18 protein-coding genes and 1 riboswitch are annotated in these 19,347 nt (G+C 46.9%); of the genes, 7 read left to right on the top strand and 11 right to left on the bottom strand.

Annotated elements, in window-relative coordinates; genetic code table 11:
- Positions 1-199 precede the first annotated feature (199 nt).
- A complete protein-coding gene (locus IAQ59_RS09630) occupies positions 200-2,794 on the top strand; it encodes a histidine kinase N-terminal 7TM domain-containing protein (RefSeq protein WP_209330582.1) in 2,595 nt (864 codons plus the stop codon).
- Between the two features lie 62 nt (positions 2,795-2,856).
- Here the strand turns inward: IAQ59_RS09630 and IAQ59_RS09635 are convergent, their stop codons facing one another.
- The 3 genes from IAQ59_RS09635 to IAQ59_RS09645 form a co-directional block, all read right to left on the bottom strand.
- Positions 2,857-3,177, bottom strand: a complete 321-nt coding sequence (locus IAQ59_RS09635; RefSeq protein ID WP_209330583.1) for a 2Fe-2S iron-sulfur cluster-binding protein — start codon at positions 3,175-3,177, stop codon at positions 2,857-2,859.
- Positions 3,178-3,191: 14 nt separating this feature from the next.
- Positions 3,192-4,196, bottom strand: coding sequence for an NAD(P)/FAD-dependent oxidoreductase (locus IAQ59_RS09640; RefSeq protein ID WP_209330584.1), 1,005 nt, complete (start codon positions 4,194-4,196; stop codon positions 3,192-3,194).
- A 102-nt stretch (positions 4,197-4,298) separates the two neighbouring features.
- A complete protein-coding gene (locus tag IAQ59_RS09645) occupies positions 4,299-4,733 on the bottom strand; it encodes a MarR family winged helix-turn-helix transcriptional regulator (protein ID WP_209330635.1) in 435 nt (144 codons plus the stop codon).
- A gap of 123 nt (positions 4,734-4,856) precedes the next feature.
- Between IAQ59_RS09645 and IAQ59_RS09650 the strand changes: the two genes are divergently transcribed.
- Positions 4,857-5,645: an SDR family oxidoreductase gene (locus tag IAQ59_RS09650; protein ID WP_209330585.1), complete on the top strand. Its 789-nt coding sequence runs from the start codon at positions 4,857-4,859 to the stop codon at positions 5,643-5,645.
- Positions 5,646-5,718: 73 nt separating this feature from the next.
- Here IAQ59_RS09650 and IAQ59_RS09655 read toward each other — a convergent pair whose 3' ends face one another.
- The 4 genes from IAQ59_RS09655 to IAQ59_RS09670 all read right to left on the bottom strand — a co-directional run bounded on the left by IAQ59_RS09655 (position 5,719) and on the right by IAQ59_RS09670 (position 10,109).
- Positions 5,719-6,690 carry a c-type cytochrome gene (locus tag IAQ59_RS09655; RefSeq protein ID WP_209330586.1) on the bottom strand — a complete coding sequence of 324 codons (972 nt, stop codon included), beginning with the start codon at positions 6,688-6,690 and terminating at the stop codon, positions 5,719-5,721.
- Between the two features lie 231 nt (positions 6,691-6,921).
- Positions 6,922-7,929, bottom strand: coding sequence for an ABC transporter ATP-binding protein (locus tag IAQ59_RS09660; RefSeq protein WP_209330587.1), 1,008 nt, complete (start codon positions 7,927-7,929; stop codon positions 6,922-6,924).
- A gap of 19 nt (positions 7,930-7,948) precedes the next feature.
- On the bottom strand, positions 7,949-8,983 hold the full coding sequence (locus IAQ59_RS09665; protein ID WP_209330588.1) for an iron ABC transporter permease: 1,035 nt from the start codon (positions 8,981-8,983) through the stop codon (positions 7,949-7,951).
- Complete coding sequence (locus tag IAQ59_RS09670) at positions 8,973-10,109, bottom strand: ABC transporter substrate-binding protein (protein ID WP_245189525.1); 1,137 nt, start codon at positions 10,107-10,109, stop codon at positions 8,973-8,975. Before IAQ59_RS09670 ends, IAQ59_RS09665 begins: the two co-directional genes overlap by 11 nt.
- 122 nt (positions 10,110-10,231) lie before the next feature.
- Positions 10,232-10,444: riboswitch (cobalamin riboswitch) on the top strand.
- Positions 10,445-10,622: 178 nt separating this feature from the next.
- On the opposite strand from IAQ59_RS09670, the gene IAQ59_RS09675 reads away from it, so the two are divergent.
- Complete coding sequence (locus tag IAQ59_RS09675; RefSeq protein ID WP_209330590.1) at positions 10,623-12,494, top strand: TonB-dependent receptor; 1,872 nt, start codon at positions 10,623-10,625, stop codon at positions 12,492-12,494.
- On the top strand, positions 12,491-13,552 hold the full coding sequence (locus IAQ59_RS09680) for a DUF5074 domain-containing protein (protein WP_209330591.1): 1,062 nt from the start codon (positions 12,491-12,493) through the stop codon (positions 13,550-13,552). The genes IAQ59_RS09675 and IAQ59_RS09680 overlap by 4 nt, the downstream gene beginning before the upstream one ends.
- Before the next feature lie 79 nt (positions 13,553-13,631).
- Here the strand turns inward: IAQ59_RS09680 and IAQ59_RS09685 are convergent, their stop codons facing one another.
- The 4 genes from IAQ59_RS09685 to ruvC all read right to left on the bottom strand — a co-directional run bounded on the left by IAQ59_RS09685 (position 13,632) and on the right by ruvC (position 16,641).
- Positions 13,632-14,234 (bottom strand): hypothetical protein, encoded by a 603-nt coding sequence (locus tag IAQ59_RS09685; RefSeq protein WP_209330592.1) that lies wholly within the window; start codon positions 14,232-14,234, stop codon positions 13,632-13,634.
- Positions 14,235-14,237: 3 nt separating this feature from the next.
- A complete protein-coding gene (locus IAQ59_RS09690) occupies positions 14,238-15,515 on the bottom strand; it encodes an LVIVD repeat-containing protein (protein WP_209330593.1) in 1,278 nt (425 codons plus the stop codon).
- A 111-nt stretch (positions 15,516-15,626) separates the two neighbouring features.
- On the bottom strand, positions 15,627-16,043 hold the full coding sequence (locus IAQ59_RS09695) for a nucleotidyltransferase substrate binding protein (RefSeq protein ID WP_209330594.1): 417 nt from the start codon (positions 16,041-16,043) through the stop codon (positions 15,627-15,629).
- A 25-nt stretch (positions 16,044-16,068) separates the two neighbouring features.
- Positions 16,069-16,641 (bottom strand): crossover junction endodeoxyribonuclease RuvC, encoded by a 573-nt coding sequence (gene ruvC, locus IAQ59_RS09700; RefSeq protein ID WP_209330595.1) that lies wholly within the window; start codon positions 16,639-16,641, stop codon positions 16,069-16,071.
- Between the two features lie 38 nt (positions 16,642-16,679).
- Here ruvC and IAQ59_RS09705 point away from each other — a divergent pair, with 38 nt between their 5' ends.
- Genes IAQ59_RS09705 through IAQ59_RS09715 form a run of 3 tightly spaced genes read left to right on the top strand, consistent with a single transcriptional unit; the run spans position 16,680 to position 19,344 of the window.
- A complete protein-coding gene (locus IAQ59_RS09705; protein WP_209330596.1) occupies positions 16,680-17,837 on the top strand; it encodes a glycosyltransferase in 1,158 nt (385 codons plus the stop codon).
- Between the two features lie 25 nt (positions 17,838-17,862).
- Positions 17,863-18,114, top strand: coding sequence for a hypothetical protein (locus tag IAQ59_RS09710; protein WP_209330597.1), 252 nt, complete (start codon positions 17,863-17,865; stop codon positions 18,112-18,114).
- A gap of 18 nt (positions 18,115-18,132) precedes the next feature.
- Positions 18,133-19,344, top strand: a complete 1,212-nt coding sequence (locus IAQ59_RS09715; RefSeq protein ID WP_209330598.1) for a PP2C family protein-serine/threonine phosphatase — start codon at positions 18,133-18,135, stop codon at positions 19,342-19,344.
- Positions 19,345-19,347 lie beyond the last annotated feature (3 nt).

Here is a 19,347-nt window from a genome sequence, read left to right on the forward strand (position 1 = left end):
ACGGCGGCAAAAAATTTCTTGGTTAGATGTAGATGGAATTTTTACGAGAGGTAAAAAAGGCAGGTGTTTTTATTGTTTCTTACCATGTTGCTAACGAAGATTATTATGTGGTTGGGGTAGTAGACGTTGGATTTATTGCTAAATTTATATTTTGTTGAAGATTTGTGATTGAGGGGATAGGATAAACGGTAACGATGGCATGGGTGAAAAGGCGGTCCTGAACGGATTTGTAATTTGGATGTTGGTTTCCGGTTTGATTCCTTTGCTGCTTGCATTAAACAGTCATAAGCTAAGGAAATCTAAGGAGGTCAGGTATTTTTCGTACCTGATGATTTCCTGTGCCCTGTATTCTTTTTTTTATGTGGGCGAGCTGATTTCAGAGGAGCTGTCGAACAAGGTGCTTTTTCTTAAGCTCCAGTATATCGGAGCAGTGTCACTTGGCCCCCTACTTTTTTTGGTCATATTATTTTATTCCGGAAATGCCAGACATGTCCTGTCGAAATATACGAAGTTGCTTTTTATTGTCCCGGCAGTCATGTTGCTCACGGTTTTTTTTAACGAGTATCACTATTTGTTTTACGCCGCTTACGACAGCGTCGTTCAGGGAGATTTGCGTGTGTTGGTAACCGAAAAGGGACCTTTGTATTGGGTGCATCAAGTATATACCGTTTTGCTTCTTTTATTGGCCCAAGTCTATCTAGGCAGGATGTTGCTGCTCGGGACAGTGACGGACTCCAGCCAGGTTTATTTTGTTTGGCTGGGTGCGATTTTTCCTATACTGGCGTATATAGTTCATTTGCTAGGTATCATGTCCTCACAACTGGATCCCATTCCATTTTCCTTTATGGGTATGGGGATATTTGTTTTTTGGGGTTTGGTTAGATTTCGTCTCTTCAAAGAGACTCCCATTGTGTATAAAACGCTTTTCGAAAGTATCGCAGATGGGGTGCTGGTGGTAGATCAAGATGGTAAGGTGGTAAACTACAACCCTGCATTTTTGCAAATGATAGGAGGTGAGGTTCTTCTCGTGCCCCATATACTGGAAGCCATTGAAGAAGGGCTTCATCGGGCATCCGATTCCAATAAGGCAGTTTTTCCTTGGGACACTCAAGCGGAAAAGCATTGGTATGCTGCGTCCATTTCCATTATTGGTGGAGCGGGTAGCGAAGCATTGGGCAAAATAATTGTAGTCCGGGATATCACGTCGGAAATTGCCTATCGGAAGGCTCTGGAAGAAGCCAAAGAGGAGGCGGAACAAGCCAACCGTGCCAAGTCGGAATTTTTGGCAAATATGAGTCACGAAATACGCACCCCCCTAAACGGCGTAATAGGGTTTACAGAGTTGTTGGGGAATACCGCATTGAGTGAACAGCAAAAGCGTTACGTTACCACTGCTTTTACTTCAGCGAATGTTCTTCTAGACCTGATCAACAATGTACTGGATCTTTCTAAAATAGAAGCCGGTAAGATGGAGTTGGATATACAGGAAATGAACTTGAGGCAAGTCATTCGGAATATTGCAGATGTACTAAGTTTTCAGGCAGCAAAAGACCAAATTGAATTTGTGCTGCACATCGCACCGGATGTACCCCATAAATTTCGGGGCGACGAAATAAAGATCAAACAGGTGCTGATCAATTTGTTAAATAACTCGTTTAAGTTTACACACCAAGGGGAGGTAGTCCTAAAAATTTCGGTGGCGGAAAGGCGGGGAGGCTTTGTTAAACTTAGGTGTGAGGTCCGTGATTCAGGAATCGGAATACCGGAAGAGAAGCAGGCGATGATTTTTGAGGCATTTTCGCAGGCAGATGCATCTACCACCAAAAAATATGGGGGAACGGGATTGGGATTGACGATTTCCAACCGGTTACTAAATTTGATGGGAAGTAAGTTGGTGTTGCAATCCGAGGAGGGGCGGGGCAGCGTGTTTTATTTTGAATTGCCGGACATTGAAATAGTGGAAGAAAATCCCTATTTGACCAAGGCTTACCCTGACTATTCTCCGGCATTGTTGGTTGGCTTTCAAGGGGAATTGGAAGCTACGCTTTTGTTTTACCTAGAACAGCTTAAGTTGGAGGCTACGAGTATCTTGGGGTTTGCTGATGCATTGGAGTGGTTAAGCAGTCATACTGAAGCAGGTATAGTATTTCTCCATGTAGAAAGAAATCAGAAGGGTAATTTCACCTATGAATTGAGGCATTTTATTGGAAGGCTTCCTTCCGCGCTACAGGCTCGATGTTGTATGGTGTTCCCGGCAGACACGGCCGAGGAGACCTTTACTGCTGCCCATTCTTTGGGGTGTAGGAGAAAATTGATCAAGCCCATTATGCTGATGGATATGGTTAGTCAGTTTGAGAAATGGCAAGTGGAAAGGGTTACGGTGGATACGTTGGAAGTGGGGGGTGTGGCACTTCCTACCGTGATAGACCGAACGGTTCTTGTAGCTGAAGACAATCCGGTGAATCGAATGTTGGTAAAGGTGTATTTGACGAATTTGTTTCCATCCCTCCACGTAATAGAGGCGGAAAATGGGAAAGATGCGTATGACCTATATCTCAAGGAAAAGCCCGACCTCTTGATTACAGATATTCATATGCCAGAAATGAACGGTTATGAACTGGCAACTAAGATACGTAATGGAGAGACTACGAGAAGGATTCCAATTCTAGCACTCACCGCAAATGTACTCGAAGGGCAGGAGGAGCGGTGTAAAAAGGCGGGTATTGACGACTACGTGTCTAAGCCTGTCAGGCAGGACACCTTCAAGAGGGTAATGGAAAAATGGCTTTGGTGAGGATTAAAAGGAGATGAGACCCGAAAACCAGGTCATCGGTTTTCGGGTCTAGGCACTATTGACTAGTTGTCTTCACCACGTAGTTTGACGACCGCGCCTTCCAGCAGGTCCGAAATGCGAACCTGACAGGCCAATCTGCTCGTTGGGAAGTATTCAGGGAGGGCCTCCAGTTGGTCCAATTCGATGTCGGTAGCCTGTCCCAATGCGTCCTGACCCTCTAGAATTTCCACGTGGCAGGTAGCACATAGCGCCATGCCGCCACAGGTTGCTAGAACAGGATAGTCAGACGCCTTAAGGACTTCCATGAGGCTTAATCCCATGTCGTCCGGTGCTTCTATAGACTGACGGTTGCCGCCATGGTCTTCAACGGTGAAATTTATCATTTGAATAGAGGAGTTTAAAAGGCGTTTACACCGTTTACTGTAGTATATTTGAAACTTAGTTTTTGGTCAGGATATACGAATTTAAACGCGGAGTGCATCATTATGGCTGCCTCGTGGAATCCGCAAAGTATTAACTTGAGTTTGCCCGGATAGGTGTTGATATCTCCAATCGCATATATACGCTCAACTCCGGTGGAATAGTCAGTAGTATCTACCTCTATGGCATTTTTGTCGATCGTGAGACCCCAGTCGGCTATCGGCCCTAGTTTGGGACTTAATCCAAATAAAGGGATCAGGTAATCGGTTTCAATCTTGATGGGAGATTTGGTCTTGTCTTCCAAATACACACTGTCTAAGTGACCATTTCCACCAAGTTCTTTGAGATTTGCCGACAAGATCAGATCAATCTTGCCGCTGTTGGCAAGATCAAAAACCTTTGCAGCGGTATCAGGGGCACCCCGGAACGTTTCGTTTCGGTGAACGAGCGTGACTCGCTTGGCGACATCGGCCAAGTAAAGCGTCCAGTCCAAAGCGGAGTCTCCCCCTCCCGCCAACACTACTTTCTTGTCCCGGAATTGCTCGGGATTTTTTACCATATAGGTGACGCCTTTGCCTTCAAAGACCTCCAGTTTTTCAATCACAGGCTTGCGAGGCTCAAAGCAACCCAACCCTCCCGCGATGATGATCACCTGTGCATGGATCTGAGTTTTCTCGTTGGTGGTAAGGATGTAGGAACCATCGTCTTGTTTGGCCAACTGATCTACGCGTTCGCCCAACGTGAAGGTCGGCTTAAACGGCTTAATCTGATCCATGAGATTATCTACCAACTCTTGGGCCTTGATTTCCGGATACCCAGGGATATCGTAAATAGGCTTTTGAGGGTATATTTCAGAGAGTTGCCCACCTATTTGTGGCAAAGCATCCACAAGATGGCAGCGCATCTTCAGCAATCCTGCTTCGAAAACGGCAAACAACCCGACCGGTCCGGCTCCTATAATGCAAATATCCGTTGTAATCATCCTCTGTTTGATTTTTTAATTAGAAAGGTAAACCCTTGAAGGCAATGATAGTTTGGTGCAAATATACTTAGTGTAACAACTAATTTTTCCATCGGCTGTTTATTAATCCTCCAGATTGGTATAGATCGTGTCTAATATCCGCTTAAACTCGTTGAAATCGTCTTGATTCAAATTTTTCCACGCTTCTTGTCGGATTTCTGATACTTGAGGCTTTAGCTCCAATACTTTTTCCTTTCCTGTATCGGTGAGCAATAACTGAAAACTTCTCCTGTCCTGTGGATGTGGAAGACGCGCTACGTATCCTTTTTTGCAGAGAATGTCAATAATCCGAGTAAGCGTGGGATGGTCTTTAAATACCAAATGTGCCAATTCAGATTGGCTAAGCGCCTCGCTCTCTGAAAGGTTTTTCAGTACTAACCATTGGTCTACAGTTACGTCAAACGCTTGTTGTTTGAATTTTCTTTGTGCATATTGCTTTACCCTTCTAGCTGTTCGATCCAGTAAAAAGGAATATTTACTAAATTGCTCGTATGTCATACCAATTATTAGTGCAACAAATATACGCATATTTTGATTTATCAACCAAAACACCCTATAAAGTTTATAGGTTTTGTTAAAAAACAACGTTGACCCCGAAGCGGGAATTTAAATAAATGACCTATGATACAAATTAATTTAGCCGGGAAACGGGCTGTGGTAGGCGGCAGTTCCCGAGGGCTCGGATTGGCTTCCGCACAACAACTGGCAGATGCAGGTGCCGAGGTCATTCTCATGGCAAGAAATGAAGAGAAGTTGAAAAGTGCATTAACCTCCCTATCGGTGAATGCAGGGCAGCGGCATCGTTACCTGGTGGTGGACTATGCAGATCCGGTAGGGTTTGAAAGGACTGTGAAGGAATACTTTGCCAATTTGGAGGTACACATTTTGGTAAATAATACCAACGGCCCTGCGCCGGGTACAGTGATGGAAAAAGGAGTGCAGGACTTTCAGCAAGCTTTTGATCTGCTGTTTAAATCGTATGTGACACTTACCCAGACACTCCTTCCGGGGATGTTGGGTGCCGGCTTCGGTAGGATCATTAATGTATCCTCCTCCTCGGTAAAGGAGCCGATTTCTAATCTGGTCTTGTCGAATAGTGTTCGATCTGCCGTGGTCAGTTGGGCAAAGTCTCTTTCCCGTGAGGTAGCATCCAAAGGTGTGACCGTAAATACAATTCTGACTGGGTCGTTTGATACTGAAAGGCTGATGGAGGTGGTCGAAGGACAGGCAGCAAAGAAAGGGATAAGTCCGAAGGCACTGATGGAACAAAAAATCCTGTCCATTCCAGCGGGCCGATTGGGGAGACCAGAGGAATACGGATTTTTGGTTGCATTCCTAGCATCTCCTTTGGCGGCATATATAAACGGAGTCAACATGCCGATTGATGGCGGCTACATGACGGCTATTTGAGGCTAGCTATTGTATGCATCGTCACAGGGTTGACCGGATTGTGTTTTATATTCGTTTCTGCTGAAAGATCGGACTAACTATTCGGTTTAAAAGGAATTACCTTGTTGTCTACCGGATTTATGGAGCGTAGATAGGCGTAGATTGCGGATAAGTCGTCTTCGGTCATGCCGGAATACATATACCAAGGCATGATAGTCTGAAAATCCATCGGGCCCACCCGCGGTAGGTCTTCGTGATTTTGATAGCTCTTGAACCTATTGATAAACATCTCCCGGTTCCAAGCGCCTATCCCAGTCTCGTGTGGTGTTATATTGGAAGAGGTAAGCACACCTCCCGGTAGCAAGAATTCCCTTCCTCCGGCGAGTAGTTCTCCTGTGACGGTGCCGTTTTCTGACTTGGTGTGACAATCGTTGCAGGCACTTGCAGTCACTAAGTATTTTCCGTAGGCTACCTGGTCTTCCGGCAAGGGTTTTTTTTCTGGCATGGCCTTCTTCGGCAGGGTGCGCATGATTAAATTGAATGGAAAATCAGGAGCCGATTCTGGGTGGTTGGTTGCTGTGGGTTGTAGCGTTCTGATATAGGCAATGACAGCTTCTATGTCATCGGGATCCAGTTTGCCATAGCTTTCGAAAGGCATAACGGGAAAAATAGGATCTCCGTTTTTCCGAACGCCGGTAGTAATTAGCCGGTATAGTTCTCCATCCGTCCAATCACCGATTCCGGCAGGCGTGATATTGGGAGAGATAAAAATGCCTGGGAACCCCATGGTTTGGTCGAATCGCTCACCTCCCTGCGCCTCGGTACCCATTCTAGGCGGTCCGCTGAAAATACTGAAATCCCGTTGGGAATGGCAGTCAATGCATTGAAGTACGTGGTAGGCCAGGTATTTGCCTCTAGCTATTTTTTCAGCAGTGGCGGTTACCTTTAGGTCTTGCGGCGGCGGACCCACGTTAGGTAGGGCATAGGATACATACAAAATTCCAGCTATCACGGTGAAAAGTATGATGGACACCAGAGCTATTCCAATTTTTAGCAGTTTCTTCATGGGACTTTTTTTGCAACTACCTCTAAGTATTGTTATTGAAGGAGACTTCACAGGCTTACAATTATTCCAAAAGTGACAACCGCTGAGTTGGTTGTACCAGGGTATGAAGCCCTACTTGACATTTAGGTATTGGTAGCTGAAAAAAATAGTTGGCGTATACTTGTACTTATAACAATGAAAAGATAGTGAAAATATCTCGTTGTGCAAAATATAATTATAAAAATCGTGTGATTACTGGGTTTTATTGCGCAAAAATGAAATCATATCTTCCAAGCTAAAAACTTCTGTGACTGTAGATCTCCTCCTGATTTGAATTGAAAATGGATTAGGGGCTATTTCAATGGAAAGTTCATCCATTGAGATGGGGTGTTTTTTTAGGATATTTTGTACCCAAGGGATCCAAGTTGCAGGACCGATGATGGAAGGCATTGGCGCATTGTGTTTGAAGCCAATTTTTCCGGTAAGTAGGTCAAACCGGTATGCGTTTCCAGGCATTAGCTTATTGATTTCTCCACGGATGACCAGGTCTTCCGGCGCTCCGTTTATCCATATTTCGCTATCAATCATAAGGAGTAGCTGATCGGCAGTTTCCAGTGCGATGTCCAGGTCATGGGTAACGACTAAGACGGCCTTGTTTTTTACGATAGCCAATTCCCGTAGTAAGTACATGATCTCGTATCGGTTTACCAAGTCTAAATGAGCAGTGGGTTCATCGAGTATCAGGATTTCTCCATCCTGTGCAAGTGCTCTTGCGATGAGTGCTTTTTGAATCTGACCATCCGACAGCTCGATCAGGAGCCTGTCCGAAAGATGGCTGATCTTGACGTCCGAAAGTGCCGATGCTACGGCGGTTCGGTCCACGCTATGTACCTGTCCCAGCCATCCGGTATGGGGAATCCTCCCCAGTGTTACCATTTCCCGCACAGTGAGATTGCCTTTGGCAATTTTGTCTGTAAACACCACGGCGACTTTTTGGGCAACTTCCCGGGGTTTGTATGTCGTTATCGGTTGACCGGCTATCCAAAGATCCCCGGAAAGAGGTGGAATTATACCAAGTATGGTTTTTACGAGGGTGGATTTCCCCACGCCATTTGGGCCCATCAGACAGGTGACTTCTCCGCTGCGAACAGCCAAATTCAGCTTGCCAAAAACGGGACTGCCCGACTTATAGCCTATCTCTAGGTTATTTGTTCGTATGCTGGGTTCCTTTGGCTTCATGGGGGTGGGGGATTCCTGCATCCTGTTCGGATTATTTGTGTTAAAATTCCCTGCTTAGGTTTCTTTTTACGATCAGCCAAATCACCACAGGGGCGCCTATAAAGGAAGTGATCACATTGATGGGCAATGTCTGAGCAGATCCAGGTACTTGGCTGATCGTGTCGCAGGCCAGCAGCACGATAGCGCCTAGCAAGGCAGAAGCGATCGCCAGGGTCCGGTGGTCGGATGTCTGAAAAAGCAGGCGGGCCACATGGGGTACCGCAATTCCAATAAAGCCTATCGGCCCACAAAATGCCGTGGCCGAACCGGTTAATATACCGGTGCTGATGATCATTTTCCAACGTAGTCGCCCGATATGGATGCCCATGCTTTGAGCGTAATTTTCTCCCAGCAGCATACCGTTATAGGATTTAATGGACTCAATCAGCGGAATAATCCCAAGTAGTGTAGCCAAGCCAAAAATGCCCAGCTGTGGCCATCCGGTACTGCCTAGGCTTCCCATGGTCCATACGGTATAAAGCTTTAACTGTTCTGCCTCAGAAAAGTAGGCAAGTAGCGCCACGATTGACGAAGTAAAACTACCAAACATTAATCCGATAATTAATAAGGTCATACTGTCCTTTACTTTCCAAGCAGCCATGCTGATCAGTAGCATCACGCCAAATGCGCCTAACGCCGCAGAAAAAAAGAGCTGCCAAGGACCAAGGGCCCAGGCCGATCCCGCGGTGGGTACTAGCGATGCAGCCATCATCCATAGTGCCACGCCCAGCCCTGCTCCCGCACTGATTCCGAGTACATAGGGCCCGGCTAGCGGATTTCTGAAAAAGGTCTGCATTTGCAAACCACTTAAGGAAAGGCATATGCCTGCTAATATGGCAGTGAGGGATTTTGGCAATCGGTAGTCAACGATGATAATCTCCCAAGAGGTCTTTGAAAAAGGGGTCCCTATCGCCCTACCTAAGATTTCCTGCACCGGAATCCAAACGGAGCCCAAACTCACATTGGTTAACCAAAGGAGAAGAAGTAAAGCGATTCCAAGCCAGAAAAGCAGGTGGGAAGGGGGATTAGTTTTCATTCAGTTTTTCATAGAAATACAGGACATGTTCCGGCATTAATTCAGGATGGATGATCTTTATCAAATCCCTAAGCACTAAGTCCGGTCGGGCATAGCCCAGTTCGAAATATAATAGGCCACCAGTAGCCCCTTTTCCAGCGGTGTACGTGTAGATATTGCCGGATTGAAACGGCAGAAAGGCCTGGTACCTGCTATCACTGGCAAGAAGTGCCTTCCTGGAAGTATAGTCCGCTGCACCAATCCAAAAATCTGCCTTCTCTGCACGGTCTAACACGTACTCGTAGCTCAGCGGCAAACTTCCTTTGCCTTCCAATTCGTTCAACAAGTAATCTCCTCCGGCGTGATCCAGCAGTACACTCACCCAGGATTCGGCTCCCGGTGCATACCAACTATCGTTGTACATGACACCTGACATCACTTTGGGGGGTACCGAAATCCCGCTATTTATTACCAATGTTTCGGCTTGTGCGTAAGCATCCGAGATTTTTTCAAATTGTCGGGTTGCTTCAGCCAGTTGGCCCGTTAAGGCACCTGTTACTTTAATCCATTCTGCTACTCCCAACGGGTGCTTCTCTATATAATCTCCATTCAGTATCACAGATATGCCTGCGTTGGATAAGATGTCGAGGGATGCCATGTCCTTGCCAAGGGTAGATACCATTATCCAATCAGGGGAGAGATCCAGTACCGACTCTATATTTAATAGATCTCCTTTACCAAGTTCTTTGACAAGGCCCTGCTCGATTCTCTGCCGCTGGGGTTGAGAGGATATTAGGTGGGTATTTGGGAAGCCAGCAAGTAACTCGCTACAATCCAGTAGTTCCAGATGTGGTATATGGGTGGTGGAGGTAAACGCGAGCTGTTTGCTGGGGAGTGTGATTACAGCGTCGAAGCCTTTTGGTGAAATGGAATCCGTGTAGATTGCTTGTTCCGGTAAAACGAGGTAGTGGTAGGATCGGGTTGCATTTGGAAAAGCTTCGTGAATTTCTATCCACACGGCGCCGTTTGACGTGCGGATGGAGAATCCCTCCGCAAATTGCACAGGAATAGGCTGCCAATCAGCAGTAGCATGCTGCTGCTCTTTCCGATCACAGGCAAACAACCAGACAGCTACCCAGCAAATCAAAACCAAACGATTAGTGTAAATCCTCACGGAAACGATCTTTTTGTTTCAAAATAAGCCATTGTTTTTTCCGTATCCAAAAAGATTCCTTATGCAGCTTGTTTTTAAATCTTTCTTTTTGACTTATGTTTGTGCTGAAATTTGGTTTCTACGCTCTGTTCAGAGTAAAGAATTAAAAGGGAATTCGGTTACATGCCGAAGCTGTCCCCGCAACTGTAACCTGTATCGGACCTACCGATAAGTGATTTGTGCCACTATGCCATTGCTTCTTTCAAACGAAGTGAGAAGGCCAGCAAATCCAAGGAAGCCAGGAGACCTGCCAGATTTTGACTATTCAGAGCTTTCGGGTGAAAGGCTTGGGAATAAGAAAACCTTGTCATAGATCGGCTTCATGTCCGCATGTGCTATCTTATGTTCATTCCTGCGAATGAGCCAGGGGCATCGTTTTTCCTTTTCCAATCATTGGGGTATCCGAATAGCGAAATAGGTGGTTTACGCTAAATATCGGAGGAATTGATGCTCGGTTTTGTTTTTGGGTTTTTTGTACAGCTGTTTGCAGGGATCGTTCCGGTCCCATCAGATACAGTTACGCTGCAACAGGTAGAGGTCGTCTCGGTTCCTTTGGATCGGTTTGCCAAAGGTCAGCAGATCATTTCCGTTGATGGTTTGGTGCTGCGGGAAAGTAGAGGAAATACGCTCTCCGAACTTTTACAACGTCACTCAGGGTTGTTTGTGCGTCAATATGGTCCGGGAATGGTAGGTTCATTGACGATGCGGGGGACCTCTGCCGGACACAACGCATTTTTTTGGAATGGACTGCCTATAAACTCCCCCTCGCTGGGGCAGATGGACCTGTCCGTCATTCCTCTTTCCGGATTGGATAAGTTGGAAATTCACTTTGGCAGTAGTGGAGCGAACTATGGTACCGATGCCATAGGCGGATCAGTGCATCTTACTTCCCATCCCGCATGGAAAAAGGGATGGAATGTGGAGGTGTCCGGAGGCGTGGGCAGTTTTGGCTTGCATAGGCAGGAGTTTTCCGGGGGGTATGCCAACAGCCGTTTCCAATCCAGAACGCGTGTATACCGAAAGGCTGCGGCCAACCGCTATCCTTATCGAAATCTTGCAAAGCCCGGCACGCCAACCGAGAAGCAGGCGCATGCTGCCATTCTACTGTCCGGAATAGTCCAGGATTTTCGATGGATGCTGAACTCGCGGAGTCAGTTGAGCAGTTCGATATGGTGGAATGCAGCCGACCGGCAAATCCAGCCATTAATCGGGTCAAATACCAGAGACGTTCAATCAGATCAAAGCCTTCGCTGGGTACTTGATTTTAACCAAAGTACCGAAAATAGTCACCTAAACGTAAAGGCCGGGTGGGTGAGGGACGAAATGGTATTTAACCGATCCGAAAAGACCGTAACGGATCAGTTTTTGGTCGCCGGAGAGCTGGACTGGTCTCTGCGATCCGCATGGGAATTTAAATCCGGGATTAGAGCTACCCATTTAAGGGGGGATCTGAGTACGTATTCCACCTCAGAACAGCGGTTGGAAGTATACCATGCGACCAACTACTCTCCCGTACAACCCCTTACTATTTCTCTTAGCCTCCGACAGCAGATCTATGGGGAGGAATTGGCTCCTTTCACGCCAAGTATTGGGGTGGATTGGGAGCTTTTGAAAGGCGGTGAACATCGCGTTATCGGAAAAATGGCTGCTTCGCGTAGCTATAAAGTACCGACGCTAAATGATCGGTTTTGGAAGCCTGGTGGAAATCCGGAATTGAGGTCGGAATCGGCGCTGAGCGCGGAGATAGGAGCCCTATACCGGTATGAAGTGACCGGTAAGAAATGGGAAACGCGACTTACCTACTACCGGATGCGGGTTGACAATTGGATTATCTGGATGCCCGGTGCAGCTTATTGGCGTCCCGAAAATATCCGCGAAGTGGCCAGTCATGGACTGGATTTCATGACTTCAGCCAAATACCGAATAAAGCGCTGGGAATTGGGTCTGACGGGCTCGTGGGCATGGACCAACGCCATTGTCCTACAGCAGGAAAATGCGACGGGGCAGGAGGTGGGCAGGCAACTTCCCTACACGCCGAATCACAAGGTTCAGTTTGGTGTCAATATGCAATGGGAGGCTTTGGGATTCTTCATCAACGGACATTGGGTGGGCCCTCGCTACATCAGTATGGATAATCAAAATGCTTTGCCGTCCTATGGGCTCTTGGATGTCGGATGGCGTTATGACTTGCCGATCAAGCAGCATAGAATCTCCCTCGGCTTTCAACTATACAACTTGATGAATGCAGCCTATCAGGTAATGAGGCTTCGTCCCATGCCTGGAAGAAATTATGAACTAAACCTAATCGTTACACTATGAAGAAGAATTGCTTTTTTGGAAATGTAGGCTTTTTATTTCTGTTGGTATTTGCCATTTCTTGTGCAGATGATCCGATAGAAAGACCGCTTGGCCGATTTGAACGTGGAGTGCTTATTGTAAATGAAGGAGCTTTTGGAGCAAACGATGGAGAGCTTTATCATTATAACCCGGAATCCGGCGAGGTTCAGGCAAACGTGTTTGAAAACACGAATGACCGGCCTTTTGCGGGGCTGATTCAGCAGGTAAGGGAGGCCGGTGAGCTCCTTTATCTGGTAGCTAATACGGGAAAGGTGGAGATTGTTCGGGGCGATGATTTAAGTAATGTTGGATCGGTAATTGACCCAACATTGCAGATCCCCCGGGACTTAGTAGTTGCGGGCGAAAAGCTCTTCATCAGTGATTTTGGCCCTTATGATGAATTTTGGAACAGTCCCGAATCCTTTGTGGCGGTGGTTCCTGGTAAGCAGGGAGGGGGCGTTTCAGCTAAGATTTCAGTACCAAGTCGTCCCGAGGGGATGGCTCTTATAAACGGTAGGGTGTGGGTAGCATGCACATCCGGCCAAAGTATTGCAGTAATTGCCCCCGATACAGAGGAGGTCTTTCGGGAGATAGCAGTGCCATTGGGGGCGCCCTATTTCTTTGCGCAACACCGTGGTAATTGGTATCTGTATGCAGTAGATGGTTCTAATGTTTATTTTCATCGCTTGAACCCCGCCACATTTTCCATCGCCCAGACCATCGCCATCCCACTGGCCAATGCGATCTATAACGGTAATTTTACGTTGGCAGAAAATGGCGAGGCATTTATCATTACCGCCTCAGACGGCGAGTCCAGCGTCGCTAAGGTTTCCATTGATGAAGGGACTGTGCTGGATGCCGCTTTTTTTAGCGGGAGTGATTTTTACGGATTGGGATTTGATGAGGTTTCCCGGTTACTTTATGTAGGAGATCATGCGGGGTGGCAGGGCAACGGTAGTGTTTGGGTCGTCAATTCGGAAGGAGAAATGACAAAAACTATCCCCGTAGGACGGGGGCCTTCTGGATTTATGTTCCGATAACTCTCACATAGATGGGGTCTAGGCTTGTGGAGGCTTGGTTAGTGCCGACAGGGGATTTCCTCGTCGGCACTTTGCTTATCTATAGGAACAGCAAGCCAACCGAAAAGCTGAGATTGCGGTACCTGATGCGGTCTGTTCTTAAAGAACTCCAGCCCGAGGCATCTGATTGATTAGGCAGCGTGCCGGTATTCCCAGGCAGTGGTTGCCCTACGTAGTAATTCGCCGACTGTTGTTTGTAGCCCAATAAAAAGCTCCAAGCTGTTCTACCCTTGTTTTTGACGCGAAAACCAATGGATGGATGTACTGTTAGGCCCCCTTCAAACCAAGAATGCTGATTCCATTCTGTAACGATTCTTTCTTCCAATATCATCGAACCAAATCCAAGGTCGAATCCGCCCATCCACGTAGTCTTTTTTTCGGGATTTAAGGTGCCTCGCCATCCCATCCCAAAGGGGATGATAGCTACTTGTGGATAGACATCCAATCCCAAGGTAAAGCCCACTAGGTGGTTGGAATGAAACTGCACACCATGCAATGAAGAGAGGGTCGGGCTGATCCTTGTGCCGAGTTCGTCTGAACCTTGCAACACTCCCAATTGCAAGTGGTGTGCGTAGGGGGCGCCTCGTTCCTGAGCCAAAAGCGGCAGGGTGATTAACCATACTATGCATACAAGCCAACGCATTTTTTATCTAATCTGTGGGTTATTTACGGCGACACAGCTGAGCTTACGAAGTTTATCGGGATCGCTGTAGTCGTATTGGCATACGCCCTCCGGTCCTATCACGATCAGGGATTTTGGCCCGGGAATAATATCGATTGATTTGATTTCCGTCAGGTGTTCCAGGGGTTTTACGTCCAGCACATTGCTTACGTCAAAGCTTTTCAAGCCATGATTGGCCTCTGCAATATACAGGTGTTTTCCGGACAGTCCCAGCCCGTGGGGGTTGTCCATGGGGTATGTCTTGACCAATTTGGGCTGATAAGGATCCACAATATCCAGTACATGCAGTTCGTCTACGCCTAGTCTACACGCAACCCCCGATCGTAGCGTCACAAAGGCATGTGTCTCGTTCGCTACCACTGGATCACAAGCGGTAATATGGTCATATCTGGACATTTGCTTTGGCCTAGCCGGATCGGACGCGTCGTATATGAACATGCCGGTCATGGATCCGATGAATAATTTGTCCTGAAAAGGAAAGATTGTCTCTATCCCCCATCCCAAAGATATATCTGTGAGGAATTTGGGGTCCTTTGGGTCATCTACGTCAAATACCCGTAAGTGGTAATGGTCTACCGTGTATAGGTGGTTGTTCAGCAAGGTGAATCTGGCCATCGATCCTCCCTGCCCGTAGCTTTGACCCGTTCGGCCTGCGGACTCGGCTCCTGAAAACGCCATCATATCGTTTCGAAAGGCCGGTCTACCCCAAAAGCCTATCGACATACGTCCCTCTGACGAGGTGATCACTGTGTCCTTATAGGTGACGATGATTCCTTCCTCCCGATTGCTGTACATGGTGGGAAATACATCCTCTTCCCTTTTAACCAGCGTGATATTGCTCGGGTCGCTTATGTCGAACGCCAATAAGTCAATGTAGTTATCGGCATAGAGAATGTTTGAGTTGATGGCTAAATCCCCTGTTCCTTCTATGGGTATGAAATTCAGGTTTTTTGGGGAGGCGGGATTGGTATTGTCCAGGATATGGATCCCTTCTCCCGGGGCGCCTACAAATAAGTAATCTCCATATAAATAGATCTTTCCGATGTTATCCAGCGGCCTTCCGGGTTCTACGACGACCTCCGCATTTCTAAACGAGCTCACCTGAAGCGTCACAGGAACCTGAGTGGTGTACGTGTAGGTAGAGATTACTTCATCCTGACAACCTACTGCCCCTATCAGTAGGATCCATGCGTAAAGGAAGATTGAGGGAAACGGGAGGTTTTGTGGTAGGTGCTTTTTCATGACGGTAGCATTTTACATAATCAATCCTTGGTATTTGGGATAATTTCGGTCTTTCCGATAACGCCATGACGTATATTGGGACTAAAACGCTACAGCCGATAGCTAATTTTTTTATTTTTCTGTTTTGGCCCTGAAGTTTCTTTCGAAGTTTTCCAGCAGATTGATGTAATTTTTTACCACACTATCGCTCAGAGAGCCCAAATAATCACCAGGGTACAACGGGTTGTATTTGATACGGCAGATGATCATGTCAAGCCAGCCTTGACCATCGTCTACCAAATCTTCATTAAAGGCCTCAACGGTAGCATCCCTCGAACCTGAAAAGGGTGGACGTCCTTGTTCACGGAAATAAGTGTGCATGGTTTCCAATGCAAGATCGTGCACGCCTTCGAAGTGTTGTACGATCTCCCTTCGTTGGGTTTCCAAAAGGCCTTTCGCTTTGGCCCGATCGATCAACTCCCGCAGGTCTTCCAAAGCGACCTGATACTGATTAAAGCATACCGAAGATGGGTTTGAGGTCTTTTTCATAGTGCTTTTTTTTCAAGATTAAACGTCATTTTACCCTATTTGGGTTATCTGTAATAAACGCTTTCCAGCCGCCTCCACTTCCCCTCGTTTGCAGGCGTCCGGAATGAAAATGATGGCAGATAGCCACTGCGAGTGCATCCGTGGCGTCCAAGAGCTTTGGGATTTCCTTGAGAGACAAAAGGGTTTTGATCATATCTGCCACCTGCTCCTTAGATGCGTTTCCGTTTCCGGTAACCGATTGCTTTACTTTTTTGGGAGAATATTCGGAAATGGGGATTTCACGGGATAATGCAGCTGCCATGGCTACTCCTTGCGCCCGTCCCAGTTTCAGCATCGATTGAATGTTTTCCCCATAAAAGGGCGCTTCTAATGCGACGGAATCAGGGTGGTATTCGTCGATAATTTGGGTGACCCTTTCAAAGATCTTTTTCAACTTGAGTTCATGTCCGGCGTATTTTTTAAGGTGGATTACGCCAAACTGCATGACCTCGTAGGCATTTCCCTTGACCATGATTAACCCGTAGCCCATCACGTTGGTGCCGGGATCTATGCCAAGGATGATTTTTTCTTTTACGCTTTTTTTTCCTTCTTTGTCCACCACGGCAAGTTAGTGGAAATAACGCGATGTACCCTGTTTTGAACTTCAAATTATCCGACCTTTCCATGCTGCAGGCATTCTTTTTACTTTATGTATTAGTATATGGTGCGATGATTTTTCTGTTGTGGCTTGCCTGGAGGAACTCCGGCAGGCGAAAGGCCTTTACAGTGGATGGTTTGGACAATCTCAAGGTGGCACTTGTCGTGCCCTTTCGGAATGAACGGGCTAACCTAGCGCAAATGGCCTATCAGACTTTTGCCGCAATAGAGGCTGATTGGGAAGTGATTTGGGTGGACGATCATAGCGAAGATGGGTCGCTACAGTTTTTGCAGGATTTCATTCAAAAGCACGCTATTTGCTCATGGCAGTTGATTCAGAGCGAGGGGATAGGAAAAAAGCCTGCATTGGAGGCAGGTATCAAAGCTTCACATGCCGACTTGATCGTAACGACAGACGCCGATGTGCTTTTTGCCGGAAATCCCTTCGGTTTGTTGGTGGAGGCCTTTGCGGAACAACAGGTTCAATTGGCCGCCGGACCGGTTATGTCAGCGTCAGCAGCTGGTTGGTTTGCCAAATTTCAACAAGCGGAATGGGCGAGTATTCAGTTAGTCACCGGGGCTAGCTTCCACCTTGGGACGCCGCTTATGTGTAGTGGGGCCAACCTGTGTTTTCGACGTGCGGCGTTTTTTGAAGTTGGAGGCTATGTGGGGAACTTTCAGCACCTCTCGGGTGATGATGAGTTTTTGCTCAAGAAAATAATAGCCCATTTTGGGAAGGAGTCGGTGGTGTTTGTGTCAAAGCCTGATGCCCTGGTGCAAACCAAGCCATTCCGTTCATGGGACGAATTGATCGCCCAACGGGAGCGTTGGGCTTCCAAATGGAGGTTGCACGGTAATTTTGGACATGTATTTGGGTCTTTTTTGGGGTTTTTCCTCCCCGTATGTTTTCTGTTTTCGCCGTTTTTGCTTGCTACAGGTGCAGCAGGATATTGGATATTTGCCTTCGTTTGGGTAGTCAAGTTGATCGGGGAAGGTCTCGTCCTTTCCGCAATCCTGAGGGCGTATAGGCAGCCGTGCTGTTGGTCTGACGTCCTTTGGGTGGGCATACTGCACCCTTTTTTTGTGGCACAGGTCGCGCTAGGGGCGTTTCGGGGAAATTTTACTTGGAAGGGGCGAAAAAGTGGTTTATTCCATTAATTTTGTGGAAAAACAAGGTTGTCTTATGTCTGATGACGAATTTGATTTACTGGACGAGTTATACTTTTTGCAGTCATATGATCAATTAAAGGAGGAAACCGGATGGGACGACCACCGATTGTTGGCTGTCTTGGGTCAGCTCTATATAAAGGAGTATATCAAATGCTACCATGCACCGGATCAGGAAGTCTTTGACGGGGCTGACCTGAACCGTAACGGCGCTTCGTATTATTACCTCGCAACGAAGAAAGGTTTGTTAAAACACAATGCCCTTTAGGCGTAAAACTAAGGTATAGTGACAATTGAAACGGTAAAATATCAACGAAAGGAGCTGGAGTTAAAGGCCCTGCTTGAGATCACCCAGGCGATCAACGAAAACAAGACAGAGGCTGTGCTCTTGAATATATTCAAATTCACCTGTCTGGTGCATTTGAATATCAAGAGTTTGATGTTGTATGTGGCTTCATCAGGAGGCTTTTCGTTGCGTATTGTGCATAACATCAAAGAACGAGTTCCGGATGAGATTCCCGGTGACGGAGTTGAGGAAAACAAAGAAAAGGGAAAGCTGAGCTTGACACTCTCTGAGGAGTATTCCTTTTCAGAAGTCAACATCTATGTGCCGGTATATCACAAGGACGCTATGCTGGCGATCTTGCTGCTTCGCAAAAAGGAAGAGGAAGCCGAGTTGGATTTGGACTTCACACAAGCATTGGCCAACATCCTGGTGGTGGCTTTGGAAAACAAACGTTTTGCAAGGCGGCAGTTGGAACAGGAGCGTCTTCGCAAGGAAGTGGAAATCGCCAGCAGTGTACAGCGGATGCTTTTTCCGGCGGTACTTCCACAAACGGATAAGCTGAAAGCAAAGGTAACGTACTATCCACATAGCACCGTGGGAGGCGATTACTACGACCTGATTCAAAAATCGGAAGATGAAGTGTTTTTTTGCATAGCGGATGTCTCCGGTAAGGGAATGCCGGCGGCTTTGCTAATGTCAAATTTTCAAGCTGCCTTGCGTACCCTATTGAGGAGTTTTTCGGATCTGAAAGTGATCGTGGAGCAGTTAAATTTCACCATTTTCGAAAATACCGTAGGGGAGCGCTTCATTACCTTTTTTTTAGGCTATTACAACTACAAGACAAAGACACTCGATTACGTTAATGCCGGGCACAATCCCCCGATCATCTGCCGAAAGGGATCTAAATCCCCAGAGTTGTTGGAGGCGGGCACGACCATCTTGGGGGCATTCGACAAGTTGCCTTTTCTGGAGACCGGTACTCGATCTGGCTTGAGTGATTTTATCCTTCATTTGTATACGGATGGACTTACTGAAACCATCAACCTGGAGGAGTCGGAGTTTGGCGATACCCGCTTTTTAAATTATGTAAGCGAAAATTGGTGCGACGACCCGAGCGAGTTTCATAAGGGCTTTTTTCAAGTATTGGATGCCTTTGCCAGCGGTCAGCATAGGAGAGATGATATCACGTTGCTGACATTAAGGTTTAGTTGATCC

This window comes from Lunatimonas salinarum (genome assembly GCF_017811155.1).
GTDB classification, from domain to species: Bacteria; Bacteroidota; Bacteroidia; order Cytophagales; family Cyclobacteriaceae; genus Lunatimonas; species Lunatimonas salinarum.